The organism is Pseudonocardia zijingensis (assembly GCF_042657305.1).
Classification (GTDB): domain Bacteria; phylum Actinomycetota; class Actinomycetes; order Mycobacteriales; family Pseudonocardiaceae; genus Pseudonocardia; species Pseudonocardia zijingensis.
Genome location: NZ_JBHSKO010000022.1, coordinates 1 through 26,913, shown reverse-complemented (window position 1 = coordinate 26,913; position 26,913 = coordinate 1). Strand labels below are relative to the sequence as shown.

At 72.9% G+C, this 26,913-nt stretch carries 29 protein-coding genes and 1 pseudogene; 10 read left to right on the top strand and 20 right to left on the bottom strand.

Going from position 1 to position 26,913, the window contains the following annotated elements:
- Window positions 1–15: 15 nt before the first annotated feature.
- The 3 genes from ACFPL3_RS31445 to ACFPL3_RS31435 are packed head-to-tail and all read right to left on the bottom strand — an operon-like array spanning window position 16 to window position 2,073.
- Window positions 16–822 carry an ABC transporter permease gene (locus tag ACFPL3_RS31445; protein WP_343941164.1) on the bottom strand — a complete coding sequence of 269 codons (807 nt, stop codon included), beginning with the start codon at window positions 820–822 and terminating at the stop codon, window positions 16–18.
- Entirely contained in the window at window positions 782–1,591 is an 810-nt protein-coding gene (locus ACFPL3_RS31440; protein WP_343941163.1) for an ABC transporter ATP-binding protein, read from the bottom strand. Before ACFPL3_RS31440 ends, ACFPL3_RS31445 begins: the two co-directional genes overlap by 41 nt.
- Window positions 1,588–2,073, bottom strand: a complete 486-nt coding sequence (locus tag ACFPL3_RS31435) for a MarR family winged helix-turn-helix transcriptional regulator (RefSeq protein ID WP_343941162.1) — start codon at window positions 2,071–2,073, stop codon at window positions 1,588–1,590. Before ACFPL3_RS31435 ends, ACFPL3_RS31440 begins: the two co-directional genes overlap by 4 nt.
- 74 nt (window positions 2,074–2,147) lie before the next feature.
- Between ACFPL3_RS31435 and ACFPL3_RS31430 the strand changes: the two genes are divergently transcribed.
- Window positions 2,148–2,999, top strand: coding sequence for an NAD-dependent epimerase/dehydratase family protein (locus ACFPL3_RS31430; RefSeq protein ID WP_343941161.1), 852 nt, complete (start codon window positions 2,148–2,150; stop codon window positions 2,997–2,999).
- Here the strand turns inward: ACFPL3_RS31430 and ACFPL3_RS31425 are convergent.
- Genes ACFPL3_RS31425 through ACFPL3_RS31395 form a run of 7 tightly spaced genes read right to left on the bottom strand, consistent with a single transcriptional unit; the run spans window position 2,969 to window position 13,306 of the window.
- The gene (locus ACFPL3_RS31425) at window positions 2,969–4,183 is read right to left on the bottom strand and encodes an MFS transporter (RefSeq protein ID WP_343941160.1); all 1,215 of its coding nucleotides are present in this window, start codon (window positions 4,181–4,183) and stop codon (window positions 2,969–2,971) included. The genes ACFPL3_RS31430 and ACFPL3_RS31425 overlap by 31 nt on opposite strands.
- A 32-nt stretch (window positions 4,184–4,215) precedes the next feature.
- A complete protein-coding gene (locus ACFPL3_RS31420) occupies window positions 4,216–4,395 on the bottom strand; it encodes a hypothetical protein (RefSeq protein ID WP_343941159.1) in 180 nt (59 codons plus the stop codon).
- Between the two features lie 18 nt (window positions 4,396–4,413).
- Complete coding sequence (locus ACFPL3_RS31415) at window positions 4,414–5,466, bottom strand: M28 family peptidase (protein ID WP_343941158.1); 1,053 nt, start codon at window positions 5,464–5,466, stop codon at window positions 4,414–4,416.
- 25 nt (window positions 5,467–5,491) lie between these two features.
- Window positions 5,492–6,544: a M28 family peptidase gene (locus tag ACFPL3_RS31410; RefSeq protein ID WP_343941157.1), complete on the bottom strand. Its 1,053-nt coding sequence runs from the start codon at window positions 6,542–6,544 to the stop codon at window positions 5,492–5,494.
- On the bottom strand, window positions 6,541–10,656 hold the full coding sequence (locus ACFPL3_RS31405; protein WP_343941156.1) for a Pls/PosA family non-ribosomal peptide synthetase: 4,116 nt from the start codon (window positions 10,654–10,656) through the stop codon (window positions 6,541–6,543). Before ACFPL3_RS31405 ends, ACFPL3_RS31410 begins: the two co-directional genes overlap by 4 nt.
- On the bottom strand, window positions 10,653–11,876 hold the full coding sequence (locus ACFPL3_RS31400) for an aspartate kinase (RefSeq protein WP_343941155.1): 1,224 nt from the start codon (window positions 11,874–11,876) through the stop codon (window positions 10,653–10,655). Before ACFPL3_RS31400 ends, ACFPL3_RS31405 begins: the two co-directional genes overlap by 4 nt.
- Window positions 11,877–11,878: 2 nt before the next feature.
- Window positions 11,879–13,306, bottom strand: coding sequence for an aspartate aminotransferase family protein (locus ACFPL3_RS31395; RefSeq protein ID WP_343941154.1), 1,428 nt, complete (start codon window positions 13,304–13,306; stop codon window positions 11,879–11,881).
- 120 nt (window positions 13,307–13,426) lie between these two features.
- On the opposite strand from ACFPL3_RS31395, the gene ACFPL3_RS31390 reads away from it, so the two are divergent.
- The gene (locus ACFPL3_RS31390) at window positions 13,427–13,810 is read left to right on the top strand and encodes an XRE family transcriptional regulator (RefSeq protein ID WP_379589865.1); all 384 of its coding nucleotides are present in this window, start codon (window positions 13,427–13,429) and stop codon (window positions 13,808–13,810) included.
- Between the two features lie 584 nt (window positions 13,811–14,394).
- Here the strand turns inward: ACFPL3_RS31390 and ACFPL3_RS31385 are convergent.
- Both ACFPL3_RS31385 and ACFPL3_RS31380 read right to left on the bottom strand, forming a co-directional pair.
- Window positions 14,395–15,417, bottom strand: a complete 1,023-nt coding sequence (locus tag ACFPL3_RS31385; protein WP_343941152.1) for an LLM class F420-dependent oxidoreductase — start codon at window positions 15,415–15,417, stop codon at window positions 14,395–14,397.
- Window positions 15,414–16,355, bottom strand: coding sequence for an AraC family transcriptional regulator (locus tag ACFPL3_RS31380; protein WP_343941151.1), 942 nt, complete (start codon window positions 16,353–16,355; stop codon window positions 15,414–15,416). The genes ACFPL3_RS31385 and ACFPL3_RS31380 overlap by 4 nt, the downstream gene beginning before the upstream one ends.
- Window positions 16,356–16,437: 82 nt before the next feature.
- Here ACFPL3_RS31380 and ACFPL3_RS31375 point away from each other — a divergent pair, with 82 nt between their 5' ends.
- On the top strand, window positions 16,438–17,265 hold the full coding sequence (locus tag ACFPL3_RS31375) for an NAD(P)H-binding protein (protein ID WP_343941150.1): 828 nt from the start codon (window positions 16,438–16,440) through the stop codon (window positions 17,263–17,265).
- 3 nt (window positions 17,266–17,268) lie between these two features.
- Here ACFPL3_RS31375 and ACFPL3_RS31370 read toward each other — a convergent pair whose 3' ends face one another.
- Window positions 17,269–17,649, bottom strand: a complete 381-nt coding sequence (locus tag ACFPL3_RS31370) for an STAS domain-containing protein (RefSeq protein WP_343941149.1) — start codon at window positions 17,647–17,649, stop codon at window positions 17,269–17,271.
- Between the two features lie 186 nt (window positions 17,650–17,835).
- On the opposite strand from ACFPL3_RS31370, the gene ACFPL3_RS31365 reads away from it, so the two are divergent.
- From ACFPL3_RS31365 to ACFPL3_RS31350, 4 genes are read left to right on the top strand one after another with little or no spacing between them, the layout of a single operon-like run.
- Window positions 17,836–18,681 carry a helix-turn-helix domain-containing protein gene (locus ACFPL3_RS31365; protein WP_343941148.1) on the top strand — a complete coding sequence of 282 codons (846 nt, stop codon included), beginning with the start codon at window positions 17,836–17,838 and terminating at the stop codon, window positions 18,679–18,681.
- Window positions 18,682–18,700: 19 nt separating this feature from the next.
- Window positions 18,701–18,976, top strand: coding sequence for a DUF397 domain-containing protein (locus ACFPL3_RS31360; RefSeq protein ID WP_343941147.1), 276 nt, complete (start codon window positions 18,701–18,703; stop codon window positions 18,974–18,976).
- Window positions 18,973–19,182 carry a DUF397 domain-containing protein gene (locus tag ACFPL3_RS31355; protein ID WP_343941146.1) on the top strand — a complete coding sequence of 70 codons (210 nt, stop codon included), beginning with the start codon at window positions 18,973–18,975 and terminating at the stop codon, window positions 19,180–19,182. Before ACFPL3_RS31360 ends, ACFPL3_RS31355 begins: the two co-directional genes overlap by 4 nt.
- Window positions 19,183–19,186: 4 nt before the next feature.
- Window positions 19,187–20,344, top strand: a complete 1,158-nt coding sequence (locus ACFPL3_RS31350) for a glycosyltransferase 87 family protein (RefSeq protein ID WP_343941145.1) — start codon at window positions 19,187–19,189, stop codon at window positions 20,342–20,344.
- On the opposite strand, the gene ACFPL3_RS31345 is transcribed toward ACFPL3_RS31350, so the two are convergent.
- From ACFPL3_RS31345 to ACFPL3_RS31320, 6 genes are all read right to left on the bottom strand, one after another.
- Window positions 20,272–20,586 (bottom strand): hypothetical protein, encoded by a 315-nt coding sequence (locus ACFPL3_RS31345; RefSeq protein ID WP_343941144.1) that lies wholly within the window; start codon window positions 20,584–20,586, stop codon window positions 20,272–20,274. The two genes, ACFPL3_RS31350 and ACFPL3_RS31345, sit on opposite strands and share 73 nt — an antisense overlap.
- 142 nt (window positions 20,587–20,728) lie before the next feature.
- Window positions 20,729–21,940 (bottom strand): PucR family transcriptional regulator, encoded by a 1,212-nt coding sequence (locus ACFPL3_RS31340; protein ID WP_343941143.1) that lies wholly within the window; start codon window positions 21,938–21,940, stop codon window positions 20,729–20,731.
- Between the two features lie 102 nt (window positions 21,941–22,042).
- Window positions 22,043–22,564 (bottom strand): hypothetical protein, encoded by a 522-nt coding sequence (locus ACFPL3_RS31335; RefSeq protein ID WP_343941142.1) that lies wholly within the window; start codon window positions 22,562–22,564, stop codon window positions 22,043–22,045.
- A gap of 215 nt (window positions 22,565–22,779) precedes the next feature.
- Entirely contained in the window at window positions 22,780–23,223 is a 444-nt protein-coding gene (locus ACFPL3_RS31330) for a GreA/GreB family elongation factor (RefSeq protein ID WP_343941141.1), read from the bottom strand.
- A gap of 201 nt (window positions 23,224–23,424) precedes the next feature.
- Window positions 23,425–24,333: a universal stress protein gene (locus tag ACFPL3_RS31325; protein WP_343941140.1), complete on the bottom strand. Its 909-nt coding sequence runs from the start codon at window positions 24,331–24,333 to the stop codon at window positions 23,425–23,427.
- Window positions 24,333–25,163 carry a slipin family protein gene (locus ACFPL3_RS31320; protein ID WP_379589935.1) on the bottom strand — a complete coding sequence of 277 codons (831 nt, stop codon included), beginning with the start codon at window positions 25,161–25,163 and terminating at the stop codon, window positions 24,333–24,335. Before ACFPL3_RS31320 ends, ACFPL3_RS31325 begins: the two co-directional genes overlap by 1 nt.
- Window positions 25,164–25,238: 75 nt before the next feature.
- Here ACFPL3_RS31320 and ACFPL3_RS31315 point away from each other — a divergent pair, with 75 nt between their 5' ends.
- The 3 genes from ACFPL3_RS31315 to ACFPL3_RS31305 all read left to right on the top strand — a co-directional run bounded on the left by ACFPL3_RS31315 (window position 25,239) and on the right by ACFPL3_RS31305 (window position 26,499).
- Entirely contained in the window at window positions 25,239–25,721 is a 483-nt protein-coding gene (locus ACFPL3_RS31315; RefSeq protein WP_343941138.1) for a MarR family winged helix-turn-helix transcriptional regulator, read from the top strand.
- Window positions 25,722–25,858: 137 nt separating this feature from the next.
- Window positions 25,859–26,200, top strand: a complete 342-nt coding sequence (locus tag ACFPL3_RS31310) for a TraR/DksA family transcriptional regulator (RefSeq protein ID WP_343941137.1) — start codon at window positions 25,859–25,861, stop codon at window positions 26,198–26,200.
- Window positions 26,200–26,499, top strand: a complete 300-nt coding sequence (locus ACFPL3_RS31305; RefSeq protein ID WP_343941136.1) for a DUF3040 domain-containing protein — start codon at window positions 26,200–26,202, stop codon at window positions 26,497–26,499. The genes ACFPL3_RS31310 and ACFPL3_RS31305 overlap by 1 nt, the downstream gene beginning before the upstream one ends.
- A 73-nt stretch (window positions 26,500–26,572) precedes the next feature.
- Here ACFPL3_RS31305 and ACFPL3_RS31300 read toward each other — a convergent pair.
- Window positions 26,573–26,913, bottom strand: a pseudogene (locus ACFPL3_RS31300) (cytochrome bc1 complex cytochrome b subunit); the annotation flags it as partial.

The following is a 26,913-nucleotide window of genomic DNA, read 5'->3' as shown; positions in this document are numbered from 1 at the left end:
GGCCGGCCACCCGCGTCAGCGCACGAGCCTGCCCAGCAGCGCCGCGGAGGCGACGATCCCGAGCAGGGCCGCACCGACGAGCACGCCGAAGTCGGTCCACAGGTCGGCGGGGGCGTCGACGAGCAGGCCGCGCAGGGCGTTGACCAGGTAGGTCAGCGGGTTGATCCGGCTGAGCACCTGCAGCCACGTGGGCATGATCTCGATGGGGTAGAGGGCGTTGGAGGCGAAGAAGAGCGGCATCGTCATGAGCTGGCCGATGCCCATCAGCCGGTCGCGGGTCTGCGCCACGCCGGCGATCGCCATGGACAGGCACGAGAAGAAGCCCGCGCTGAGCATGAGGGCCGCGGCGGCGGCGATCCACTTGAGCGGGTTGAGGGTGATGCCGACGCCGAGGAGCAGCGCCACCGGCACGAGGACGACCACGGGGGCGAGCCCGCGCAGCCCGGCCGCGAACGCCTTGGCGGTGACGATCGCCGCCCGCGGCGTGGGCGTGACCATCACCTTCGTGAGGATCCCGGCGTCGCGCTCCCAGATGATGTGGATCCCGAAGAAGATCGCGACGAAGAGCGCCGACTGGGCGAGGATCCCGGGGGTGAGGTAGTCCAGGTAGGACAGGTCGCCGGTGGGGATCGCGCGGATCCGGCTGAAGATCTGCCCGAAGACGAGCAGCCACAGCACGGGCTGCACCATGCGCGTGATGAGCTCGGTGTTGTCGCTGCGCAGCTTCTGCACCTCGACGACGCCGAGCGCCGCGGTGCGCGTGGCGAACAGCCGGACGGGTTCAGCCCAGCTTGCGCGCGGTCGTGCGGCTGCGACGGACATCCCTCACCCCCTCGCCTGCCTGGTCGTCGTCGAGGCCGGCGCCCGCGTGGCGGCGGAAGACGTCCTCGAGCGTGGCGTCCGGGCCGATCTCGGCGCGCAGCGCGGCCGGGGAGTCGACGGCTTGCAACCGGCCGCGGTGCATGAGCGCCACGGTGTCGCACAGCTCGTCGGCCTCGTCCATGTAGTGCGTGGTGAGCAGGACGGTCATGCCGTACTCGGCGCGCATCTGGCGCACCCGTTCCCACACGCTGGCGCGGGCGATGGGGTCGAGGCCCACCGTGGGCTCGTCGAGGACGAGCAGCGCGGGCCGGTTGACGAGGGCCTGCGCCAGCTCGAGCCGGCGGATCATCCCGCCGGAGTAGGTGCCGGCGCGGCGGTCGGCCACGGCGAGGAGGTCCATGGCCTCCAGCGCTTCATCGATGCGGGTGGCGCGCTCGGCGCGGGGCACGTCGAACAGCCGCGCGAACCACATGACGTTCTGCCGCCCGGTGAGGGCGGCCTCGATGGACAGCTGCTGCGGGACGTACCCGAGGTGCCTGCGGACGTCGGTGGCGCGGCGCCGGACGTCGAGCCCGAAGACCCGCACGGTGCCCTCCTGCGGCGGGAGCAGGGTGTTGAGCACGCGGATCGTGGTGGTCTTGCCCGCGCCGTTGGGCCCGAGCAGGCCGAACACCTCGCCGGCCTCGATCCGCAGGTCGAGGTGGTCGACGGCCACGGTGTCGCCGAAGCGGTGCACCAGCCCCGCGCACTCGACGGCGGGGGCGCTCACCGGGCCCGCTCCAGGTTGCGCAGCTCGTCGGCGAGCGCCTCCAGCGCGTCGATGCCGGCGGCGAGGTCGGCGACCTGGTGCGGGGTGAGCCGGTCGAGCGCCTCGTGCAGGACCCCGCGCCTGCGGGCCCGGGCGGAGTCGAGGGCGTCCTGGGCCTGCGGGGTGAGGGTGAGCCGGCCGACCCGGCGGTCGCGCGGGTCGGTCTCGCGCACGAGCAGTCCGGCGGCCACGAGCTGCGTGACGATCGTGGAGACGCTGTTGGGGGCCAGGCCCAGCTCGTCGGCGACCTCGGCGACGGACCCGCCCGCCCGCTTGCCGACCATCGCGAGGACCTCGCGTTGCGAGGTGGAGATCTCGCGGGACGTGCCGGTGGTGACGACCGGCCCGGCGAGGCGGCGCAGCAGCCTGCGCACGGCGCCGACGGCGGGCATCAGCGTGTCGGCCACCACCTCGGCGGTGGGTGCGGTGGGCGGGGCGACCATGTGCCCAGCATATACCTCTGATTCAGAGCAAGTCTGCTCCAGATGCACCGTGCGCCTGTGATAGATAGATTGGTATGACCACCGTCGCCGTCACCGGCAGCAGCGGGAAGCTCGGCCGTCACGTGGTGCGCCACCTGCAGGAACACGGCTATCGCGTCGTGGCGCTCGACCGCGTGCCCGATCGGGACACGGCGGCCGCGGTGTCGGTGCGCGTCGACCTCACCGACCACGGCCAGGTGCTCGAGGCCCTCACCGCGGTGGACGACCGCCACGACGGCGTCGACGCGGTCGTGCACCTCGCGGCGATCCCCGCGCCGGGCCTCACCACGAACGCCGCGACGTTCTCGAACAACATCACCGCCACCTACAACGTGTTCGCCGCGGCGCGCGCGGCGGGCGTCCGCAACGTCGTGTGGGCCTCCAGCGAGACCGTGCTGGGGCTGCCGTTCGACGTGCCGCCGCCTTACATCCCGGTGGACGAGGAGTACCCGGTGCGGCCGGAGAGCACCTACTCGCTGGTGAAGAGCCTCGAGGAGGAGATGGCGCGGCACTTCTGCCGGTGGGTGCCGGACATGAAGATGATCGGGCTGCGGTTCTCCAACGTGATGGACCCCCAGGACTACGAGCGCTTCCCCGCCTTCGACGCCGATCCGCTCGCGCGCAAGTGGAACCTGTGGGGCTACATCGACGGCCGCGACGGCGCCCAGGCCGTGCGCCGGGCGCTGGAGCACGAGGCCACGGGCGTGGACGTGTTCGTGATCGCGAACGCCGACACGGTGATGTCGCGGCGCAGCGCCGACCTCGCCGCCGAGGTCTACCCGGGCGTGCCCGTCACGAAGGAGCTCGGCGAGCACGAGACGATGCTGTCGATCGACAAGGCACGCCGGGTGCTGGGCTACGAGCCGCAGTTCAGCTGGCGCGGGTAGCGGTCGAGCAGCGTCGGGGTGAAGTGCCGCCACGCCACGGCGGTGAGCACGATCATCCCGACGAAGGCGATCCAGAACGGCGTGGTGATGCCGAGTGCGCGGGCCACGAGCCCGCCGCCGACCGCGCCCACGGCCGAGCCGCCCACCGAGAACAGGTAGTACCCGCTGTTGACGCGCCCGCGCAGCGCGTCGGGCACCACGCGCTGGCGCCAGGCCACGGAGAGGATGCCCCACAGGCTCGCGTGCGCGCCGAAGACGACCATGGTGGTGACGGCGACCCACGGCGCGCGGGCGAGCGCCAGCGACAGGTGGGTGCAGGTCTCGATCACCAGGCCGGTGCGCAGCAGCAGCGCCGTGCCGAAGCGGGCCTGCAGCCGCGCCGCCACGAGCGTGCCCGCGAGCCCGCCCACCGCGCCCGACGCGAGCAGCAGCCCGAACCCGATCTCGGTGAGCCCGAGCCGCTCGCGCGCGTAGAGCACGAGCAGCGAGAACGCGGCGAACAGGGTGACGTTCATGAAGCACAGGCAGACCGCCAGCATCCGCAGCACCGGGTGGCCCAGCAGGGTGCGCATCCCGGTGGCGAGGTCGTGGCGCACCGGGCGGGGCGGCCCGGCGGGCTCCGGGCGGAACGGGCCGCGCAGCGTGGCCATGAGCACCGCGGCCACGAGGAACGTGGCGGCGTTCAGCCCGAACGGCAGCGCCGCGGCCGCCACGAACATCGCCGCACCCAGGGGCGGTGCGAGGAGCTGGTTGACGACGAGGTGCACGCCCATCAGTCGTGCGTTGGCCCGCGGCAGCTCCTCGGCCGGCACGACGGCGGGCAGCAGCGCGGAGCTCGCGTTGTCGGCGAGCGTCTCCATCGTGCCCACCACGAAGAACGCGGCGTAGACGAGGGCGACCGTCGCCACGCCGGTGGCGACGGCACCGGCGAGCCCGCCGATGATCGTGGCCCGGACCAGGTTGACCAGCACGACGAGCCGGCGCCGGTCGAGCCGGTCGACGTAGACGCCTGCGGGAAGCGCGAAGAGCAGCCACGGCAGCTGCTGCACGAACACCGCACCCGCGATGAGCGCCGGGTCGGAGGTGAGGGACGCCAGCAGCAGCGGGCCCGCGGCGAGTGCGACGCCGTCGCCGGCGTTCGAGGCGGCGGAGGCCGCCCACAGTCGCGCGAACCCCGCCGCCACGCCGTCAGCGTGACAGCGGGGTCAAGCGGATATCAGCGGTGGGCGCGGCGGCGGTAGGTCACCTGGCGCGACCCGACGCCGGCGAAGTAGAGGGCGAGGCAGAACAGGCCCGCGGTGACGAGCAGGCTGCTCGTGATCATCTGGATGGAGGTGCCGAGGAGTTCGAAGAGGAGGGCGAGGCCGAAGAGCACGGCGGAGGCGACGGCGAGCATTCTGGCTCCTTCTGAAGGTCAGTTGGCATGCTGTTCCCGCTTCTGCGCGTGCTCAACCGGTGACCCCGCGGCGAAACGAGCCACGGCGCCGGCCACGGCGCGTGTGAAACGGTCCATGGCGACGCGGTCGAGATGAGCGAGCCGGTCGTGGCGCGTGTGGTAGTTCGGATCGAACCGTTCACCGGCCCGCCCTCCCCAACGGCTGGCCTGTCTCCGGGTCTTTTTCCACCGGTCGCCCGCCATGACACCGCCAGTCGGGACACCGGCGGCGATGAACGGCGCGTAGTCCGACTCGCGGTCCAGCGTGATCGTCTTCGCGACGATCCCGACGGCTGCGAGGTGCTCGACCAGGACACACGCCACTTGTGCGGAACCGGGCGGACCTGCCTTCGCGGCCGTCTTGCCCTCCCCGCCCAGCACGAAGTAGCCGGCGTTCGGCGAGGCGATCATGTCGAGGTTGACGTAGAGCAGGATCCGTTTGCGGTCGCGGCGCGGCAGCGACTTCACATAGTGCGTCGAGCCCTTGAGATCGTCCTCTTCCGAACCCCAGAAGGCGAACCGCACTGCATTCCGGATCGGAGGCGTGCTGCCGAGCCGGGTTGCGATTTCCAGCAGGCCGCCGACACCCGAACCGTTGTCGTTGACCCCTGGCCCCTTCCGCACCGAATCCAGGTGCGCACCGACCATGACGACGCGCCCCGGATCGCCGCTCCGGGTCTGCGCGACGACGTTGCGGCAGGTGCGATCGCCGGATCGTGGGCGCCTCCGCTTCGGTAGCGGGTATGTCGGGGTGCTCACCGCGTAGCCCGCGGCGCGCAGGACCGCGGCCACGTACTCCACGCTCGCGTCGTAGCCCGGTCCCGGGGACGCGCGGTGGCCACCGTTCTCGTCGGCGATCCGCTGCAGCGCCGCGAGGTGCGACCACGCTCCGGTGCTGCTGGCGCCCGCCATCATTCGCCGCCGGAGCTCCTCGGAGGGGTCGGGTGCGGGCGCGGCGGAGGCACCCTGCACCAGTTCGAGGCCGAGTCGTGGCCGGGTCTGCTCGCCGCGGCGGTCGCTGTTCCTGGACATCCGGCATTCCTCTCGCGGGGCGGGTTCAGCGGGTGATCGGCTCCGTGGACTCCGCGAACCGCGCCAGCGTGCCGGCGATCGCGTCGGAGAAATCGTCGAGCGCGACCTCGTGAATCCCGTCCGCGCGGTCGCAGGACGAGTGGTAGCAGGGGTCGAAGACCGCACCGGCCCGCCCGCCCCAGCGCTCGGCTTGTGCGGGCGTCTTCACGCCGGCGTCACCGGCGAGTACGCCGCCGGTCGGGATTCCCGCCTCGATGAAAGCCTCGTAGTCGGATCCGCCGTTGTCGAACCGTTGGGCCTCGGCGGTGACACCGGTGGCGGCCAGTTCCTCGATCAGTACCCGGCTCACAGAGTCCGAGCCCGCGGGGCCGGTCTCGGACTCGTCTCCGCGACCTCCCCCCTGCACGAAGTAGCCGGCGTTGGGCGAGGCCACCATGTCCACGTTGACGTAGAGCGCGATCGCGGAGCGATCGCTACGCGAGAGCGAGTCGACGTAGGAAGCGGAGCCGTCGAGATCCAGCTCCTCCGCTCCCCAGAACGCGAAGCGCATCGCGTTGCGAACGGGGGGCGATCCGCCCATGCTGACCGCGATCTCCAGGAGGGCGCCCACACCCGATGCGTTGTCGTTGATCCCCGGGCCCTCGGGGACCGAGTCCAGGTGCGCGCCTATCATCACCACGTGACGCGCGTCCCCGGTGCGGGTCTGCGCCAGCACGTTCCGGACCTCGGCCTCGGTGTCGTCGTCCGAGCGGAGGACGAACGACGGGGTGCTGACCTCGAATCCGGCGTCGCGGAGCACGCCGGCGACGTAGTCGACGCTCGCGTCGTAGCCCGGACCGGGGCTCGCCCGGGTGCCGTCGTTCGTATCGGCGATCCGCTGGAGCGCATCGACGTGGACCAAGGCGCCGTCCACGGTGACGTCGTCGACGAGCTGTGTGCGGAACGCCCCGTCGGCGGACGGCACCGGCACCGACGCGTTCGGCAACGTCTGCCCGGGCGAACTGCAGCTCGTGAGCAGGACTGCGGCGGCGAGGATCGCGGCGCCGCGCAGCCTGGAACGTCCGTACCCCGTGTTCATGCCGGGCCGCCGTTCATACCGTTCGACCGTTGACCCGCGGACGCGCTCGACGGAGCCGGAGATCGTGCCTCCGCGGCAGGGTTGCCCCGCCACCGGGTTCGGGGAGCCAATTCCTCGCCCTTCATCACGAACGCGTCCGCATCGACCACGGCGCCGTCATCCATGCGCACCCCGTAATGGACGAAAGCGGCGACTCCGAGCGTGCAACCGCGTCCGACGCGGATGCGGTCGGACTTGAACGTGCCGTCCTCGAGCGAATGGCACCACAGGGCGCTCCCGGCATTGAGGGTGCAGCCGTCGCCGACCGTCACCAGCGATTTCTCCGGGATGCTGCAACCCTCGTCGTACACCCGTCGGCCCATCCGCGCCCCGAGCAGGCGCCAGATCACCCCGCGGAGGGGAGTGCCGTTGTAGATGTCGAAGAAGCTGGTCGTCGTGAGCTTCCAGAAGCGCTCGTGGCTCCAGAAGTACGGGTCGTAGATCGAGCAGAACTGGGGTTGGAGTCTCCGGAACGCCGTCGATGCGCGCTCGACGAACACGAGTTCGGCCGTGGTCAGCGCGAGGATGACCAGCACGGCGACGGTGAGCCCTGGTGTGCCGACCAGGTGGTAGAGGTCCAGCGCGGCGAGGGCGGTGACGATCCAGAGGAGGGCCATGACCCAGAGCACGAACAGGTGGATGCCGATCGTCACCGTGTTGTGCCGGATCTTGGCCGCGAGACGACGCCGGAGGACGTCGGGCCGGGTCAGGTGGTCGAACCTGCTGTCGCGCTGCACCGACCGGGGGATCTCGAAGCTCGGGGAGCCGAGGAGTCCGACGCCGGTCCGCACCGGTCCGTCCACGGGCACCATGGCCTTCGTGGCGATCAGGCAGTTGTTCCCGGCCCGGCTACCGGCGGGGTAGCAGACGTGGTTGCCGAGGAAGCTCCGCTCGCCGATCACCGCGCGCCGCACGCGGAACGACGTGCTGGTGTAGTCGATGTTCGAGATGGACAGCCCGTCTGAGATCATCGAGCCCGTGCCGACGGTGCACAGGTACGGCGACTCGTGCTTCATGATGAGGCCGAAGTTCGACCCCGTCTGCACCACCGGTTTGAGCTGGTAGCCCAAGGCGCTGAGGTAGCCGGTGACGTAGGCGCTGTCGCCCAGCAGCCGCGTGAACCCGGCGTTCGTGACCAACCCGATCATCTGGCAGAGCCAGTACTGGACGCCGTAGAGCGGGTGGACCGCGTCAGGTCGGACGAAACGGTTGAGCAGCCGGGGAATCGTGAGCACGGCGGCGAGGCCGATCATGAGCCCCCCGACCATCAGCACGATCGAGACGATGCCGACGACCGTGCAGAACGTCGGGTCGGTGATCGAGTGGTGGCCGGGTCCGAGCAGGTCGGCCAGTGGTGGCACGACGACGGGAAGGAGTACCAGGACGGCCACGCCCACCGACCCGCCGAGGACCACCATGGTGAGCAGCCACAGCGTGTAGAGGAATCGGCGGAGCCCGCTGACCCGCCGTGCCTCGACAGCCCGGAAGTCCGTACCGGTCGGCTCTGCGGGGGACCCGTGCCAACGTTCGCCCGGGGGTATCACCTGCCCCGCCAGCAGCGCGGACGCGTGCCCGAGCTGACCGCCGTCGCCCACTTCCGTCTCGATGTCGAGCACGCTCGCCTCGCCGATCACCGCGTCGCGGCCCACCGTCACCGGCCCCGTCCGGATCCGGCCGGCCTCGGCGCGGTGGCAGGTGAACCAGGTGTCCTTGCGGATGACGGTCCCCTCGCCGATGGTCAGCAGGTCGGGGCACGCGGGCACGTACCGGGAGAACACCGCGACGCCGCGCCCGACGCGGGCGCCGAGCGCCCGCAGGTACAGCGGGTACAGGGGCGTCCCGATGAACAGCACGAGCGGGTTGATCCGCACCAACGCCGTCACGTACCAGAACCGCAGGTGCGCCAGGCCCCACAACGGGATCTCCCGGGGGGTCCAGCGGCCGATCAGCAGCCACTTCGCGAGCATCGGCACAATGACGCTGAGCACGAGGAGGGCGACCACCAGCACCGCGGATCGGACCAGCCACTCGGCGATCGTGGGTGGCCCGGTGACCCAGGTGAGGCCGGCCACGAGGACGAGCATCCCGAGGTGGACGGTTGTCAGGGAGATCAGCAACTGCGCCACCCCGAACAGGACGTACCGGGTGGTGCCGGCCAAGGGCCCCACCTCCGCCGGTGCGGTGCCGACCTGCTCGGGCCGCTCTGAGGCGGCCGGGAGCACGGCCGCGAGCGCCGCGACCGTCGGGTTCAGGTAGATGTCCTTCATCGCAGGTGGCTGGAGATCCGTCTCGTTGCGGATCCGGGTGGAGAACTGCGCCATCAGCAGCGAGTTGGCGCCCAGGTCCTCGAAGAAGTTGCTGTCGACGGAAACCCGGTCGACGCCGAGCGTCCGGGCGAGCGCCGCGGCCAGGACCTCCTCGGTGCGCGTCGTCGGCGGGCGGTACTCGCGCTCCGGGCCGGCGGCGATCCGGTTCGTCGGGGGAGGGAGCCGCTTGCGGTCGGCTTTGTCGCTCGTGGTCATCGGGATGACCGGTAGGTGTTCGAGGTAGGCAGGCACCATGTACGGGGGGAGCCGGTCCCGCAGCAGCGCGAGGACGTCCGCGGGGTCCACCTCGTCCGTGTCACGGCGCAGGCTGTAGTAGCCCACGAGCTCCACGGTGCCGGGCACCGGTTCGTAGGTGTCCACCACCGCCTGCGCGATGCCCGGTACCTGCATGAGCACCGACTCGATCTCGGTCAGCTCGATCCGGTACCCCCGGATCTTCACCTGCAGGTCGATCCGCCCCAGGTACTCGATCTCGCCGTCGGCGTTCACCCGGCCCAGGTCGCCGGTGCGGTAGATCCGGCCGGACGGGTTGCGGGGGATGCCGAGGAAGTCCGGCACGAAGGCCTTCGCCGTGAGGTCGTCGCGACCCACGTAACCCCTGGCCAGCCCGATGCCCGCGATGCCGATCTCGCCGACCTCGCCGGGGGGCAGGGCGCGCTGCGGGTCGTCCGGGTCGAGCACCACCACCGAATACGTGGGCAACGGCGTGCCGATCGTCACCGCCCGGTCCGGGTGGGCGATGGTCCACGTCGCGGTCACCGTGGCCTCGGTCGGGCCGTACACGTTGAGGAACCGCCTGCCCTCGCGGTGCCAGCGCACGATCAGGTCGTGGGGGCACGCTTCCCCGGAGACGAGCAGGAACCGCAGTCCGGGCAGGTCCTCGTCGAGGGTGGCGAGGAGCGTCGGCACGCAGCACATCGCGCTGATTCGCCGCTCCGCGAGGAACTCGCGCAGCTCCGGCCCGAGCAGGCTCGGGCCCGGCGGCTTCGGGACGAGGGTGGCTCCCGCCTGCCAGGACACCCAGATCTCCTCCACCGAGAAGTCGAAGGCGATCGTCATGCCCTGGTACATGCGGTCCTGCCGCTCGACGCCGTACACCTGCGCCGCGACCCGGACGAAGTTGCAGATGCTCGCGTGCTCGACCGCCACCCCTTTCGGCCTGCCCGTGGAGCCGGAGGTGTAGATGATGTACGCGAGGTCGTTCTCGCCCGTGGCGCGCTCGTCGGCACCGAGGCGGCCCGAGGCGTACACCTCGATCTCGGTCGAGACGCTGTCGACGCACACGACCCGGGCGCCGACGTCGCTGACCTGCTCGCGCAGCCGCTCGACCGTCAGCACGACCCCCACGCCGGCGTCCGCCACGATGTAGGAGATCCGGTCGGGCGGGAAGCCGGGATCGAGCGGGACGTACGCCGCTCCGGCCTTCAGCACCGCCAGCATCCCGGTGTAGGCCGGCACGGCGCGGTCGACGAGGAGCGCGACGCGGTCACCGCGGCCGACGCCGAGGTGCAGCAGGTAGCGGGCGAGCCGGTTGGCCCGCGCGTCCAGCTCCTGATAGGTCAGCGCCTCGTCGACGGCGTCCACCGCGAGGTGGTGCGCGAGGCCGGCGTCGCGCATCCGGTCGCGCTGCTGCTCGAACAGCTGCTCCAGCCGTTCGCCGGGCCGCCACCGGACGTCCTGGCCGGGGCCCGTGCCCCCGAGGGCCAGGTTCGCGGCGTGCGGCCGGGCCTGGTACCCCGCCGTCATGACACCGATCGCGCCGCGCGGTCCAGGGCGAGCGCGACTGCTGCCGCCTGGTGGAGACCGAACGTCGTGTGCAGCCGCCGGACGGCGCGGTCGACGGCCCGTCTCATCACGTGGAAGGTCACGCGGCTCGGGGTGCTCGTGACGAGCAGCGGTTCGATGTCCTCGGCCTCGAGGGCCTGCAGGGCCCGGGCCATCGTGTCGGGCCGCCTGCCGATCCCCGTGCCGACCAGGCTCACCGAACCCAGCTCGTCCAGCAGGACGATCTGGGCGCCGGTGGCCGACACGGCCTCGAGGACCTCGGGCTCCTCCACCCCGGGTGCCGTCAGGTGGATCTCGGAGCCGTTGCGCACGATCGCGCCGGCGGGGGCCCCGCGTTCCGCGAGCGCTGCCATGATCGTGGCCGGGGACGCCCCGGTCACCGTGTACAGCGCCTCCCGGTCGCGATGGGCGATGCCGGTGATCTCGAATGACTCGAACACAGCGCCCTCCTGGAGCCACGTGCCGGGCTCGTTCGTGAAGCTGGACCTCACGTGGACGTCGACGTCGTGGGCGGCGGCGAGCTCGACAGCTCGGGGCTGCAGCACCGACGCACCGGCCGCGGCCAGCTGGAGCATCTCGTCACGGCTGATCGCCGCCAGGGGGCGCGCACCGGGCACGACCCGCGGGTCGGCGGTGAACACCGCCGGGACGTCGGTGAAGATCTCGCACTCGTGCAGCCCGAGACCGGCCGCGATCGCGACCGCGCTGGCGTCGGAGCCACCCCGGCCGAGCGTCGTGACGTCGCCCGCCGGGGAGATCCCCTGGTAGCCCGTCACCAGCACGATCGCGCCGGTCGCCAGCTCCTGGCGGATCCGCTCCGGCCGGACCTCCCGCAGCCGGGCGTTGCCGTGGGCGCCGTCGGTGAGGATCCCCGCCTGCGGGCCGGTGAGCGAGACCGCCCGCGCACCCGCGTCCTGCACGGCCATCGCGGCGAGCGCGCACGAGATGTTCTCGCCCACCGACAGCAGTGCGTCGAGTTCCCGCAGTTGCGGGCGTCCCGACACCGAGTACGCCATCGCGTTGAGCTCGTCGGTGGATCCACCCATCGCGGACAGGACCACCACCAGCTGGTGCCCGGCCCGGTGCGCGGCCACCAGCCGCTCGGCGACGGCGCGCAGCCGGTCGGTGCCCGCCAGGGACGTGCCGCCGAACTTCCACACGAACAGCCGTTGCGCGGCCATCGTCAGTCCCCGACCGCGGCGGTGCTCTGCTCGAGCGACCAGATCCGTTCCTCGGCGCAGCAGCGCTCGATCGCGGCCACGAGGATCGAGCACGCGATGTCGACGGTCTCGGCCGTCACGTTGAGCGGGGGCAGCATGCGCACGACGCAGTCGTCGCGACCGCCGAGCTCGACGATGAGGCCCTCCGCGAGCGCTTCCGCCTGCACGCGGGCGGCCAGGCCGGGCGGACCCCCGGTGGGCGGGGCCGCGAGTTCGACGCCCCACATCAGGCCGACGCCGCGGACGTCGCGCACCCACGGCCGGCCGCGCAGCACGTCCAGGTGCGCGCGGATCTGCGCGCCCCGCCGCCGGACGTTGGCCAGCACGTCGTCGCGGCGGATGATGCGCACGGCCTCCGCCCCGGCGGCGAACGCCAGCTGGTTGCCCCGGAACGTGCCGGTGTGGGCGCCCGGCGCCCACGTGTCCAGGCGGTCGTCGTACATGATGATCGCGACCGGTTGGCCGATCCCGCTCAGCGCCTTCGACGCGACGATCACGTCGGGCTCGATGCCGTACTGCTCGAAGGCGAACCAGGTGCCGGTGCGGCCGCACCCGGTCTGCACCTCGTCGACCACCAGCGGGATGTCGAGCCTGCGGGTCAACTGCCGCAGCCGGCGGATGAAGTCGTGGTCGGCCGGGACGACCCCGCCCTCGCCCTGCACCAGCTCGACGATCACGGCCGCGGGGAGCGGCATCCCCGAGTTCGGGTTGTCGAGCGACTGCTCGAGGAAGCCGATGCAGTTCGTGGCGCAGGTGCTGCGGCTGAGCCCCATCGGACAGTGCGTGCAGTCCGAGTACGGGAAGAAGTGCACGCCCGGCACCCCGTTGCCGATCGGCCGCTTGTTCGCGACGACGCCGGTGACGGCCATGCCGAGGTGGCTGGTGCCGTGGAACCCGCCTTGGAAGGACACGACGTCCGACCTGCCGGTGGCGGTCTTGCACAGCTTGATCGCCGCGTCGACGGCGTTGACCCCTGTGGGCCCGCAGAAGTGCACCCGGGTCCGGTTGCGCATCGTCGGCGGCAACATCGACAGCTGGGCGTCGGTGAAGGCGTCCTTCGCCCGCGTCGGCAGGTCGAGCCCGTGCGCGATGCGGCCGAGCTGCTCGGTCACGGCCCGGACCAGCTCGGGGTGGCCGTGCCCGAGCGAGAGCACACCCGCCCCGCTCAGGAAGTCGATGAAGACGTTGCCGTCGAGATCACGGACGAAGCTGCCCCACGCCTCGTCGATCGCGATCGGGAAGTGCCGCGGGTAGACCCGGGCGTTGGACTCGCGCCGGCTCTGCCGGGCGAGCAGTTCGGCGGAGCGCGGCCCGGGGAGCGGGCCGGTGACGTGGGGGTGGACCGGCAGGTCGTGGTGCCCCCGTGTGGCCGTCGTGCGGCTCCTGTCCATGATCGCTCCCTCCGCGCCCCTGGAACAGGCTAGCACCAATTTGACTCAATATTGATGCCAATCTACTCTTGTCCGTCTGAGAGGTCGAGCAGCGGGGCCCGCCGGCAATAGGATCTCCACGTGACCGAGGCGGCAGAGGCGAGCGGCGAGGGATGGGACTCCGTCGCGGAGGCGATCCGGAACCGCATGGCCGAGACGCGCATGACGCAGCTGGACATCGCCTCGCGTGCCCGGCTGTCGCTCACGACCGTCCGCGAGCTGCAGCACAACCTCAATCCGCGTCGCCGCCGACCGCAGACCCTCGCAGCCGTGTCGGAGGCTCTGGGGTGGCCTCCCGACTACCTCGCCACGGTGCTGCGAGGCGATCGGCCGACACCGCACGCGGACGAGGCGGGGGATCCGATCCTCCAGGCGATCGACCACCTGGGGCTGGAGATCCGGGAGCTGCGTGATCGCGTCGAGCAGATCGAGCGTCAGCTAGCTCCCGAAGACGCGACGCCCTGACCTCCGCGATCGTCTCGAGGACTCCGTCCATGTCCGCGGCGAGTCGGCGAAGTGCCTGACGAGGGTGGTCGTGGTTGCTCGAGTCCCTCGGCCGGCGTCCTTCCATTGCTTCCCCTCCCAACCGGGTCGGCGTCCCTCCGCGCGCGTCCTGACCCGGAATACGGGACTGCCAGCGCAGCGGTGCCGACCCCGCCCCCGTCGGAGATTCGCCACACCCGAACCTTCGCTGCTGTCGCGGCTGGGGTTCGGTCTTCGTCGTCGGGCCTCCGACGAGCGTTTCGTGCATGACGGTGCATCACCCGCACGGTCCCGACCACCGCGCGACAAGCGCTCCCCCTACGCGGATAGGGGGACGAATCCGGGCTGTGAACTGGCCCAGCAGGCGCAACGGCGCGGAATGGGGTGCGGCATTCCTCCGATGACGTCCGGTAGTCGTGACGAGAGCCGACTCGTCCAGTGTGTCCAGCGCCGCCATGTCGACCGGGGGGACGCAGGCGCAGGTCTGCCCGATGGGAGCACACCGCGCGGCCCCTGTTGCCCTCGATGGGCCATCCGCAGGACAGCCGAACGAGGCGCGGGCAGCGTCACGCCCGGCGCAGCTCCTCCGTCGCGGGCGCGAAGAGCGCGTCGTCGTGCTCGTAGGGGGTGTAGAAGGTGAAGCGGTCGACCAGCCCGCCGAAGCGGGCGAGGATCGCGGCGCCCAGCCGGTCCGGCTCGGCCACCACGGCGAACACGTCGAGGACCTCGTCGTCGATCAGCTCGCCCATGCGCTGCCAGCGGTCGTCGTCGGTGCCGCGGGAGAGCCGGTTGAGCTCGGCACCCAGCTCGCCCCACCCGTGCAGGTCGAGCACGGGGCGGTAGGCGGGGGTGCTGCCGTAGAAGGCGATCTGCTCACGCACGCCCCGCGCGGCGGCGGCCATCTCCTCCTCGGTGCGGCCGGTGACGACCATCCCGGAGAACGACACGGTGAACCCGTCGCGGCTGCGCCCGCCGGCGGCGAGCCCCTCCGCGAGCACCGGGAGGGTGTGCTCGCGCAGGTAGCGGGCGGTCGTGAACGGGTGGGGGAGCAGCCCGTCGCACACCTCGCCCGCCACGTGCGTCATCCGGTCGCCGACGGCCGCGAGGTGCACCGCGGGCGGCCCGTACGGGTTGGGACCGGGCGAGAAGAACGGCGTCATGAGCGTGTGGGAGTAGAACTCCCCGCGGAACGCGAGCCGCTCGCCGGTGGCCCACGCGTCCCAGATCGCGCGCATGGCCTGCACGTACTCGCGCATCCGCGGGGCCGGGCGGCTCCACGGCATCCCGAAGCGGCGCTCGATGTGCGGCCGGACCTGGCTGCCCAGTCCGAGCAGGAACCGCCCCCCGGAGTGCAGCTGCAGGTCGTTGGCGACGTAGGCCGTGCTCATCGGGTTGCGGGCGAAGGCGACGGCGATAGCGGTGCCGACGGACACCCGGGAGGTGTGCTCGGCCACCGGCATCAGCGGCAGGAACGGGTCGTGCTGGCCCTCGTAGCTCCACAGCCCGTCGATCCCGGCGGCCTCCCGCTCCCGCGCCTCGGCGGCCAGCTCGGCCGGGCTCGTGCCCCGCAGCATCGCGTCGACCTTCATCGCACCAGTGGATCACGAGCCGACGCGCGGTGCTGCGTGGGTGTGGTGCCGCGCCTGCGTTTGAACGCCGTGCTCAGGCTGAACACGTCGGCGTACCCGACCTTGCGGGCCACGGCGTCCACGGTGTCGTCGGACTCGCGCAGGAGGTCGGCGGCCAGCGCGATCCGCCAGTCGCCGAGGTAGGTCATGGGCGGAGTGCCCACACGCTCGGCGAAGCGGCGGGCGAGGGCCGCCCGCGAGACGCCGGTGGCGCCGGCGAGCGCGGCCACGGTCCACGGGCGGGCGGGGTCGGCGTGCAGCAGCCGCAGCGCCTCGTCGACCACCGGGTCGCCCGCGCCCCGATACCACGGCGGGCGCGTCCCGGCGCGGTCGAACCAGCTGCGCAGCGCGGAGACCAGCACGAGGTCCAGCACCCGGTCGAGCACGACCTGCTGCCCGGGCAGGTCGCGGTCGACCTGGTCGGCGAGCAGCGCGGGCCCGGGGTCCGGGCACTCACCCGCGCGGAGCACCAGCACCGGCGGCAGCCACCGCAGGAGCCGCTCGCTGATCCCGCCCGCACGGTCGTAGGCCGCGCTGAGCAGCAGCGCCGAACCGTCGGCGCGCTCGCCGCAGGTGCGCACGTCGAGGGCGATGCGCGCCTCGGTGCCGTCGGCGCGGCGGCAGTAGTCGGGGGTGGAGACCTCGTGGCCCGGCGGCGTCGCCGGATCGTCGGCCACCACGTGCGGGGCCGCGCCCGCGACGATCGCGAGGTCGCCCGCACCGATCCGCACCGGCGCCGCGTCCGCCGCGACGACCCACGCCTCGCCGCGCAGCATCGTGGTGAGCGTGAGTGGCGCGCCGGTGGCGAACCGGAGCGCCCAGGGGGGTTCCAGGACGGCCTGGCCGAAGAGCGCGCCCCGGGCCCGCACACCGTCGAGCAGGTCGGTGAGGGCGTCCACGAGCGTCCAACCTAGACGCTGGGACAACGAATCGCGACTCTCAGCCATGGCTCGTCTCGCCGCGCCACGGTGAACTGTGCGCATGAACGCGACTCTGGTGATCGGCGGCACCGGCACGACCGGCCGCCGCGTGGCGGCCGGCCTGCGCGAACAGGGGGTGGCGGTCCGGGTCGGGGGCCGCCGCGCGCCCGTGCCGTTCGAGTGGACCGACCCCGCCACCTGGGACCGCGCGCTCGACGGGGTGGGCGCGGTGTACGTCGTGCCGCTGGACGGCGCCACCCTGACCGGACCCCTCGTCGAACGCGCCGTGCGGCACGGCGTGGAGCGGGTCGTGCTCCTGTCGGCGCGCGGCATCGACGCACCCGAGTTCGCCGCGGCCGACGCCCCGCTGGCCCGCACCCACCTGTTCGGCGAACGGGCGGTGCGAGAGAGCGGGGTGACGTGGACGATCCTGCGGCCCACGTGGTTCGCCCAGAACTTCAGCGAGGGGTTCTTCCGCGACGCGGTCCGCGCGGCGGAGATCCGGCTGCCGGCGGGGGAGGGCGCGGCGGCGTTCGTGGACGCCGGGGACATCGCCGCCGTGGCCGTCGCCGCCCTCACCGGGGACGGGCACGGCGGGCAGGTGTACGAGCTGTCCGGCCCGCGCCCCCTCACGATGGCCGAGGCCGCGGCCGAGATCGGGGCGGCGACGGGCCGGGACGTGCGCTACGTCCCCGTGGAGCCGGACGCGTTCGTGGCCGAGCTCGTGACGGCCGGCTGGCCGCCCGCCGACGCCGCCGACCACGCCGCCGCGGTGGCCGCCCTGCGCGACGGGCTCGACGCCCCCGTGTCCGACGGCGTCCGGCGCGCGCTGGGCCGGCAACCCCGCAGCTTCGCCGAGTTCGTGGCCGCAGCGGACTGGCCGGGCTGAGAGCTACCTCCCGGCGGTGCAGTCGGCCAGGGCGGCCTCGACGTCCTGGTGCACGAGCCACTGCTGCTGCAGCCCCAGCAGCGACACCACCCGCCACGCAGCGCCGGGCCGGGGGCAGACGACGTGGGCCGATCCGCCACGTGCTTCGAGCGCACCCACCGCCCGCTCGACGCAATGCACCCCGGCCGCGGCGAAGAACTGCACCCCCGTGAGGTCGACGAGGACCGACGGGGACCCGATGGCGAGCGCACGCTCCAGCGCCTCGGTGAGGGCGTCACGCGTGCCCGTGTCGACCTCACCGGCCACCCGCACGGCGACGAACCCGTCGCCCGGGCAACCGTTGACCTCGGCCACGAACACTCGAATCGGCCCCTTCTCCTCCACTGTGCACTCTCCTGGGCAACCCAGAGTGACCCCACGCCCACGTCAGGTCAATACCGCGGTTGCGGGAAGATCGCCTCCAACCGGTGACCTCGACGGACGGTCGAACACGCAGCGCAACGGCGGTGGGAATCCCACCTCCGTCGTTCCCGGTGCCACGATCGGTCATCGGCCGGACACGGAGGGCGCATGGGGGCGAAGCGGAACGGGGCGTCGATCAGGCGGCGCATCCTCGCACGCAGATTGCGGGAGCTGAGGGAAGGAGCCCGGCTCACGCTCGACGAGGCGGCGCCCGCGCTCGACACCTCGGCGAGCCGGCTCAGCCGCATCGAGAACGGGCAGCAGAAGGCCGACGTGCACCTGGTCAAGAGCATGCTCGACCTGTACGACGCCGGTGACCAGTGGGCCGAGATGCTCGAGCTGGCCAGGGAGGCGGCCAAGCCCGGCTGGTACCGGGCCTACGGCCTCGGCGACAACTCCTACGTCGGCTACGAGACCGAGGCGACGCAGGTGCAGGAGTACGCCGCGGGCTTCGTGCCTGGCCTGCTGCAGGTGGCGGACTACAGCCGCGCGCTCTACGACGCCTCGCCGCTACCGCGGTCCGCCGAGGAGCGGGAGCGGGATCTCGCGGTCCGCAGGATCCGGCAGGAGCGGCTCGGCTCCGATGTGGACCCCCTCGAGTTCGTCGCGATCCTCAGCGAGAACGCGCTCCGCAATCCGGTGGGCGGTCGGGCCGTACAGCAGGTCCAGCTCGACCACCTGTTGAAGGCGAGCGAGCTGCCCCGGGTCAGTTTCCAGGTCCTGCCCGACGGTCGGGGAGCTCACCCATCGCTCGAATCCGGCTTCTTCGTCCTCAGCTTCGGCGACCTCGGCGAGCCGGACATGGCCTACGTCGAGCACGCCCTCGGTGCTGCCCACCTCTGGAAGGAGCCAGAGGTCACCCTGGCTAGACTCAAGTTCGACCGGCTCCGCACCCTCGCGCTGGCCCCAGGCGAGTCGCGGGACCTGATCCGTCGGGTCGCCGGTGAGTTGTAGACCCGGAAGGGGGGCCGCCGTGGATCTGGATCGTCTGGCGTGGCGCACGAGCAGCTACAGCGCCGACAACGGGGGCAGCTGCGTCGAGGTCGCGCCCACCCCGATAGGCGCGGCGTGGCGCACGAGCAGCTTCAGCGGTGTGAACGGCAACAGCTGCGTCGAGGTCGCCCCACTGCCCGAGGGCGTGGCCGTCCGCGACACCAAGGACCGCGCCCGCGCCCCCCACCTGCACTCCGCCGCCGCGTGGCGGAGCTTCGTCACCGCCGTCCGGAACCGGGAGTTCGACCGCTCATGACTTCGCGCGTGCCCGAGGACGTCGTCTGGATGCGCAGCAGCACCAGCTCCGGTGACGACGCCGTCGAGATCGCCCGGCTGCCCGACGGCGGGGCCGCGTTGCGCCGCGCGAACGACCCCGACTGCGAGCCGCACGTGTACACGGCCGCGGAGTGGGACGCGTTCGTCAAGGGTGTGGACGCGGGCGAGTTCGACCTGCCCGAGTAGCGGGGTGCGTGTCCTGGCCGGTGCCGCGGCCGTGGTGCTGCTGACCCAGGCCGTGGTGTTCGCGCTCTGGCCCGACGCGCACGCGCTGCTGATCGACCTGCAGGTCTACCGGGCCGGCGGGGAGCACGTGCTCGCCGGGGACCCGCTCTACGCGGGCGGGGTGCTGCTGGACCTGCCGTTCGTGTACCCGCCGTTCGCCGCGGTGCTCTTCGCGCCGCTCGCGCTCCTCCCGCTGGGGCTGCTGAAGCTGCTGTGGACGGCGGCCGGGGTCGGCCTGCTGGGGTACGTGGTGCACCGGTGCGCTCCCGGCGTGGGGTGGCCCGCGGTGGTGCTGATCGCGGTGGTCGCGACGGCGCTGGACCCCGTGCGCACCACCCTCTACCTGGGGCAGATCAACATCGTGCTGCTCGCCCTCGTGGTGGGCGACCTCCTCGGCAGGCCCGGCGGCCGCCTGCGCGGGGTGGGGGTCGGCCTCGCCGCGGCCGTGAAGCTCACCCCGCTGCTGTTCGTCGTGTACCTGGCCGCCACCCGGAGGTGGCGGGCGGCGGCCACGGCGCTCGCCGTGTTCGTCGCGGCGGTCGGGCTCGGGTTCCTGTTCGCGCCCGCCGACTCGGTGGAGTTCTGGCTCCACGGCACGTTCCTCGCCGCCGACCGCATCTCCGACGTCGCCGGCCCGAGCAACCACTCGCTGAACGGCCTGCTCTCCCGGCTCGGTGCCGCCGTGCCCGCGTGGCTCGTGGCCGCCGGTGTGCTCGGGGCCGGGACGCTCGTGGCGGCGGTGCGCGCCCACCGGGCGGGGCACGAGGTGCTCGCCCTCACGGTGTGCGGCCTCGCCTCGGCGGCGCTGGCCCCGTTCGCGTGGTCGCACCACTACGTGTGGGTCGTCCCGCTCGCCGTGCTGCTCGGCGCCCGCGCCGTGCGCGGTGACCGGCGGGCGGCGGCGGGGCTCGCCGGCGTGCTCGCGGCCACCGTCGCCGTGGTGACCGCGCTGCCCGGTCCGGCCGTCGGCCCGATCCCCGCCACGGGGCTCGTCTCGGTGTGGCCGGACGTCTACGTGGTGCTCTTCCTCGTGGTGCTCGCTGCGACAGCTCAGCAGCCGAGGCCGAGCGCGCGGACCTCGTCGGCGGTCACCGGCTCGCCGGGCTCGACGCGCAGCGCCTGAGCGAGTACGAACGCGGCCACGCGGCGCTCGTCCGGCTTCGGGACGGGCAGGGCTGCCCGGCGGGTGTCGTTCGGCCCGACGCTGAGGTGCTCGCGGCCGCGCTCGCGCACCAGGGTCGCCCGCACCGCGAACCCGCTGTCGCCCGGGCGCGGTTCGGCGAGGAGCACGGTCGTGCGGTCGTCGGGCGCGTGCAGCAGGCACTGCACCCCCGCCCGGCGGAGGATCCGGGCGACGAGCTCCATGTCGAGCAAAATGCCTCTTCCGAGAGGTAGCGGCCCCGCGCCCAACCCCCGCCCCCGAGTGCCGGCAAGGTGGCTTTGCTGGCGTAATACGCCAGTAAAGCCACCTTGCCGGCACAAGGGCGGGGCGCGCGCGGGGGCGGCCTCAGGTTGCGGTGGGCAGCTCGCGCTGCGGCCAGCCCAGCAGCCGGGCGCCGAGCACCGCGGCGTGGATCGTGAACCGTTGCGCCGGGTCGGTGGGGTCGTAGCCGGAGAGGCTGGCGATCCGGCTCAGCCGGTAGGTCACCGCGCGGACGGACAGGTGCAGCTTCCGAGCTGTCTCGGTGACCACGCAGCCGGTGGCGAAGTAGGCGTCGAGCGTGGCCAGGAGCGGTTCCGGGCCGCCGCGGGCCCGGGCCAGCGGGGTGACGACGGTCTGCACGAGGTCGGTGATCGCGGGCTGGTCGCGCAGCAGCACCCGGTAGATGAGCAGCTGCTCGGCGTGGATCACCGGGGTGTCGAGGCGCAGGCGCACGGCCATCGTGAGCGCCTCGCGCGCCTCCTCGTAGGACCGGGCGATGCCGTAGCCGCCCGCGTAGGGGCGGCCCACGGTGATGCGCCACGGCCCGCCGCGCGGGGTGCGGCCGAGCTCGGTGCGCATCAGCTCGCCGAGCGTCCGCGTGGGCGACGGGTCGGCGGGCGCCACCACGACGATGTAGCCGTCCTTGGTGGCGATGAGGACGTCGCGGTCGCCGATGCCCTGCACGACGGCGCGTTCGACCTGGCCGAGCGCGGCGTCGGTCTCGGTGAGCCGCCCGGCGGCGGGCGCCGCCAGCGCCACCTGGTGCGGCCGGCCCATGTCCAGGCCGAATGGTTCGGCCCGCTCGACCAGCCCGCCGACGTCGGCGTCGCCGCGCAGCAGGTCCTCGATCAGCTCCCGCCGCAGGGTTTCCTCGCGCTGCACCATCTCGCGGCGCGCGGCCGTGTAGCCCTCGGCGAGGCTCGCCACGGCGCGGTCGACCGCCCGCAGCACCGCCTCCGCGGCCTTGCGCACCACCTCGCTGTCCTGCGAGCGGGCCACGTCGGGCAGCTCCCGCCAGAGCCGCCAGGATGCGGACAGGTACAGCTGCACCGCGTGGCCCGCCGACACCCCGAGCTCGGCGGCGCGCCTGCCGTGCATGCCCACGGCATCGAGCTCGGCCCGTTCCGGCTTGCGGCCGGTGGCGGCGGCGTCGGCGAGGAGCGACAGGTAGTCGCCCAGCAGCTCCACCGGGATCCCGCCCGCCCCGCGGCTCGCCTCGTGCGCCACCCGGCTCAGCCAGGCCGCGTCGTTGCCGCGGATCTCCGTGGTGGCGGACCGGCGCTGTGCCTGTCCCATGCGTCGTGCTCCTCTCGCACACCGTCCTGCCGCGTTGCGGGCGTCGCAGGACGGTGGATCCGAGTCCGGTGACCATACGTCGCCCGGTGCCGGGCCACCCGTTCACCGGCGGTGCAGGCGGGTGAACCAGCGCGCCGCGATCCTGTTCCACGGCACCGGGCGGCGCGGTGCCCCGAGGAACCTGCGGACGGGGGAGCGGGTGTCGGCGGCCCAGACGACCCAGCCGGTCGTGGTGTGGCGCAGCGCGATGTCGGTGATGCGTCTCGGCGGCTCGCCCGGTGCCGTCACCACGGGGCGCCCCAGCACGTCCTGCACGAGGAGCAGCTCGGTGGCGGACCGGCGGCGGGCCGCCCGGATCGGGACGACCCGCAGCCGGACGCGGCGCGCGTGCAGATCGCGGACCGCGCTGACGGGCACGAACCAGCGGTGGCCGCCGGCGTCGGCGATCAGGCCGGTCACCGGCGTGTTCGCGGTGGCGGGGGAGTCGCGGACCACGACGTCGCGGACGTGGCCCAGGTGTTGCTGATCGGGGCCGACGATCGGGCGTCCCCGCAGCTCACGCAGCCACACCACCGGACGAGCGGTCGTGGCGGCGCCGCGCCCGTGCTCGACCGAGACCGACATCGCTCTGCCGCTCCTACCTCGTGATCCGGCTCTCGTGATCCGGCTCTCGTCATCCGCGGAAAAGGGCATGCAGACCTCGGCAAGGGGGTCCGGTCTGCATGCCCTTCCGCCCGTCCTCGGGCACCTCCCACGGTGCCCGGCCCCGACGTTGCCGACAGGGGCCTGTGCCGGTCAACATCACCTGCGCCTCGTTGCCGGTGCCCGGCAACCGACGCTCAGTGTGCGTCGTACGGGACCGCCCGCGCGAGCCGCACCGTCATGACGCCGCCCGGCACCTCGTACCGGCACTCGTCGCCCTCCCGCGCCCCCACGAGCGCGCGGCCGAGCGGGGAGTGCGGCGAGCAGATCTCGACGTCGTGGCGGCCTGCATCCTCCCGTTCGGCGAGCAGGAAGGTCTCCTCGTCCCCGTCGGGGTACGCGACGGTGACCACCATGCCCGGTTCCGCCACCCCGTCGTCGGGCGGGACGTCGCCGATCACCGGGTCCTGCAGCATCTCCTGCAGCTTCCGGATCCGCTGGTCGCGCTCCCGGCGCTCCGCCACGACGTCCTCGTCGGCCGAGGGCACCTCGGCCGCACGCTCCCGGATCAGCCGCAACAGTTCCTCGTTCAGGCGGGCGTACCCGTCCCGGGTCAACCAGACCTGCCGCGTACCGGTCATCGTCGTGCTCCTCGATCGGGGGTGTTCCGGGCGCGCGGAAGACGCCGGCAACCGGCCGGCGCCCGGACGAGAACGAGCACGGCCCGACGGGCCGTGCTCACCGACCACGTTACGACGTCGGCAGCGGTGCCATCGCATTTCCGGTGAACGCTGCCGGGCACCGGAAGCGGGCGGCGGCTGATCTCTGCCGGGGTGCTGACGTCAGCGTTCGCGGCGGAGTTCGGGCAGCTGCGGCTCGGTGCCGTGGACCACCGCGGTGGGGCAGCGGCCGAGCCGCAGCACGGATCGGCTCACGGAACCGCGCACCGCCACGGGCAGGCGCTGCCTGCCCCGGCAGCCGACCACCACCAGAGCGGCGCCGCGGGATTCTGCGGCAACGGCGCGGGCGGGGTCGTCGCGGACGAGCCGGGTGACGACCGCGACGTCGGGGTACCGCGCGTGCCACGGGTGCAGCGCCCGCTCCAGCCTCCGGCGCGCGTTCGCCTCGCCCATCGCCTGCGGGCCGTGGACCCCTTCCAGGTCGGCAGGCGGGTCCGGCGCCCAGGCGTGCACGACGGTGAGCGGCACCCCGCGTTGCCGCGCGGCCTGGAACGCGAACCCGAGCGCCCGGCCGCCCGCCGCGGTGCCGTCGACGCCGACGACCACCCGTGGCGGCGTGCCGGGCCCGGCCTCGGCGCGCGCGGGTCGGACGACGACCACGGGGCAGGTGGCGTGCGCGCTCACCTGCGCCGACACCGACCGGGTGAGGAGGGCGCGCAGCCCGCGCAGGTCGCGACTGCCCAGGACGAGCAGCTGCGCGTGGGCGGCCTCGTCGAGCAGGGCCTGCATCGGCGACGTGCACCGCAGCCGCGTGGTGATCTCGAGCTCGGACGCCACGCTCCGGGCCCGGGTGGCGTGCAGCAACAGCACCGCCTCGCCCGCGGCCCGGGCTGCGCGCAGCCCGTCCATCGGTGACGTGACCCCGTGCGGGTCGGGGAGCACCAGCGGCGTGAACGCGTGCACGATCCGCAGCCGGCACCCCCGCGACGCGGCCTCCGCGGCCGCCCAGTCGACCGCGCCGGCCGCCGAGCCCGTGCGGTCCACCCCGACGACGACGGGAGCCGGCGTCATCACGGCACCACGGCGGGACCGGCGGCGCCGTTGACCCGCACGGGCGGCTGCGGGACGGGCGCGTCCGGTGCGGACTGTTCCGGCGTCGAGCGCTCGAGGAAGCGCAGCAGCTCGACGGGGAAGGGCAGCACGAGGGTGGAGTTCTTCTCCGCGGCGACCTCGACCACGGTCTGCAGGAGCCGCAGCTGCAGCGCCGCCGGGTGCTCGGTCATCACCTCGGCGGCCTGCGCGAGCTTCTGCGAGGCCTGCAGCTCGCCCTCCGCGGTGATCACGCGCGACCGGCGTTCCCGCTCGGCCTCGGCCTGCCGCGACATCGACCGCTTCATCGACTCCGGCAGCACCACGTCCTTGATCTCCACCCGGTCGATGTGCACGCCCCACCCGACGGCCGGGCTGTCGATCATTAGCTCGAGGCCCTGGTTGAGCCGCTCGCGGTTGGACAGCAGGTCGTCCAGCTCGCTCTTGCCGATGATCGAGCGCAGCGCCGCCTGCGCGACCTGGAGGATGGCCGCGCCGTAGTCCTGCACGTCGACCGCCACCCGCACCGGGTCGACCACCCGGTAGTAGACGACGGCGTCGACCCGCACGGTGACGTTGTCCCGGGTGATGCCGTCCTGCGAGGGCACGGGGAGCGTCACGATCTGCATGTTGACCTTCTGCATCCGGTCGGCTCCGGGGACGATCAGGGACAACCCGGGGCCGCGGGTGGCGGGCAACACCCGGCCGAACCGGAAGACGACACCGCGCTCGTACTGCCGCACGATCCGGGCGCTCGAACCGGCGAGCGTCACCACGGCGGCCACGACGGCGATCAGAACGAGGATTGTGATCATCTTGCCCTCCGGCTCTCTCGGCCCGTGAAAAGTATCGTAACACGATGTATCGTGAGGCGATATTGTTCGACGATGCCCGACGGAATCGGTGGGAACGAGTGGTGTCATGTGACCGTGGCGGAGGACGAGCGGGCCGATCCGGCGGCGTTGACCAAGCAGGAGTTCGAGGCGCTCGCCCGGTTCCGCTTCGGGATCCGCCGCTACCTGCGCTTCAGCGAGGAGACCGTGCGCGGCCACGGCCTCACACCGCAGCAGTACCAGTTGCTGCTGGCCCTGAAGGGCTTCCCCGGCCGCGACTGGGCCACGGTGCGGGAGCTGGCCGACGGCCTCCAGCTGCGCCACCACAGCGTCGTCGAGCTGGTCAACCGGGCGCAGGCTGCGGGGCTCGTGGAGCGGGTGCCGCACCCCGACGACGCCCGCGCGGTGCGGGTGCAGCTCACCGCCGAGGGCGAGGAGATCCTCTCCCGCCTCGGCGCCGTGCACCGCGACGAACTGCGCCGCATGCGGGCCACCCTCGCGCTCCCCGTCTGGCACGACGAGAGCTCGTCGCAGTAGCGCCCTTCTTGCGTGACCCCGGCAACGAGACCGGCGAGTTCTCAGCCGGTCGCCGCCCATGTCCGGGCAGCACGGGGGGCGCATCGTGGGTCTGGGGGTCGCCACTGCTGGTCAGCAGTAGATGTGTGGAGGTCGGCATGGTTCTTCCGTCGCCCGTGTGGTCCCGTCCGTCGAAGCGCCCGCTCGCCGCCGTCCGCGCGGAGCTCGAGCGGCAGCGCGCGTTCCGCCTGGAGCAGCTCGCCCAGCTGGGCACCGCCGACGAGGCGGACGGCGCGCTGCGCGAGATCCGCGCCGCCCTGGCCGACGGCGCGCGGAAGGCGCTCGCGGACATCGAGCTCGCGCTGGCGCGGATGGACGAGGGCACCTACGGGCGTTGCCGCGTCTGCGGCGGCGTCATCACACCGGCCGTGCTCACCGCCATCCCCGCCACCACCCTGTGCGAGGCGTGCCACCCCGCCCGGGCGGAGGGAGTGGCGTGATGCTGGACGATCGGGAGCGGGAGGTGCTGGGCGAGCTGCAGCGCCGGTTCACGGCCGAGGACCCGGAGTTCGTCCGTTCCTTCGAGGACGTCGACCGGAGCACGCAGTGGTCGCTGGAGTCGATCTACGCGAAGCCGGCGTGGGTGTTCACGGTGGCGCTGGTCGTGGCGGTCGCGGTGGCCGTGCTGATGATGCTGCTGCAGGCTCCGGCCACCGCGTTCACGTTCGCCGCCGTGGCCACCGGGATCGCGGTGCTCCGCCACCACCGGTGCAAGGACGCCGGTGCCCGCGGCAGCTGACCCCGGCGCACGTACGACGAAGGGCCCCGCCGGAATCCGGCGGGGCCCTTCGTGTGCTGCGGAGCGTGGCGGCCTACTGGCCGCTGATCGCCTCCCGCTCCTCGGAGCGGCTGACCGCCTCCGCGGAAGGCTGCCCGTTGCGGGCGGCCGCCTCGGCCTCGGCCTCCTCCTTGCGGGCGCGCTCGAGCGCTGCGGTCTCCTCCGGCGGGTCCGGGGTGAGCAGCGAGCCGGGGACCGGCGAGCCGCCCAGGCCCAGCTGGTTCATCCGCTTGGGCACCGGGGCGCCTTGGTACTCCAGCGGGATCGCGTGGCCGTGGTCGTCGACACCGCCCAGCGGCTGGTGCACCTCGATGAACTCACCGTGGGGCAGGCGCTTGATGACGCCGGTCTCGATGCCGTGCTCCAGCACCGCCC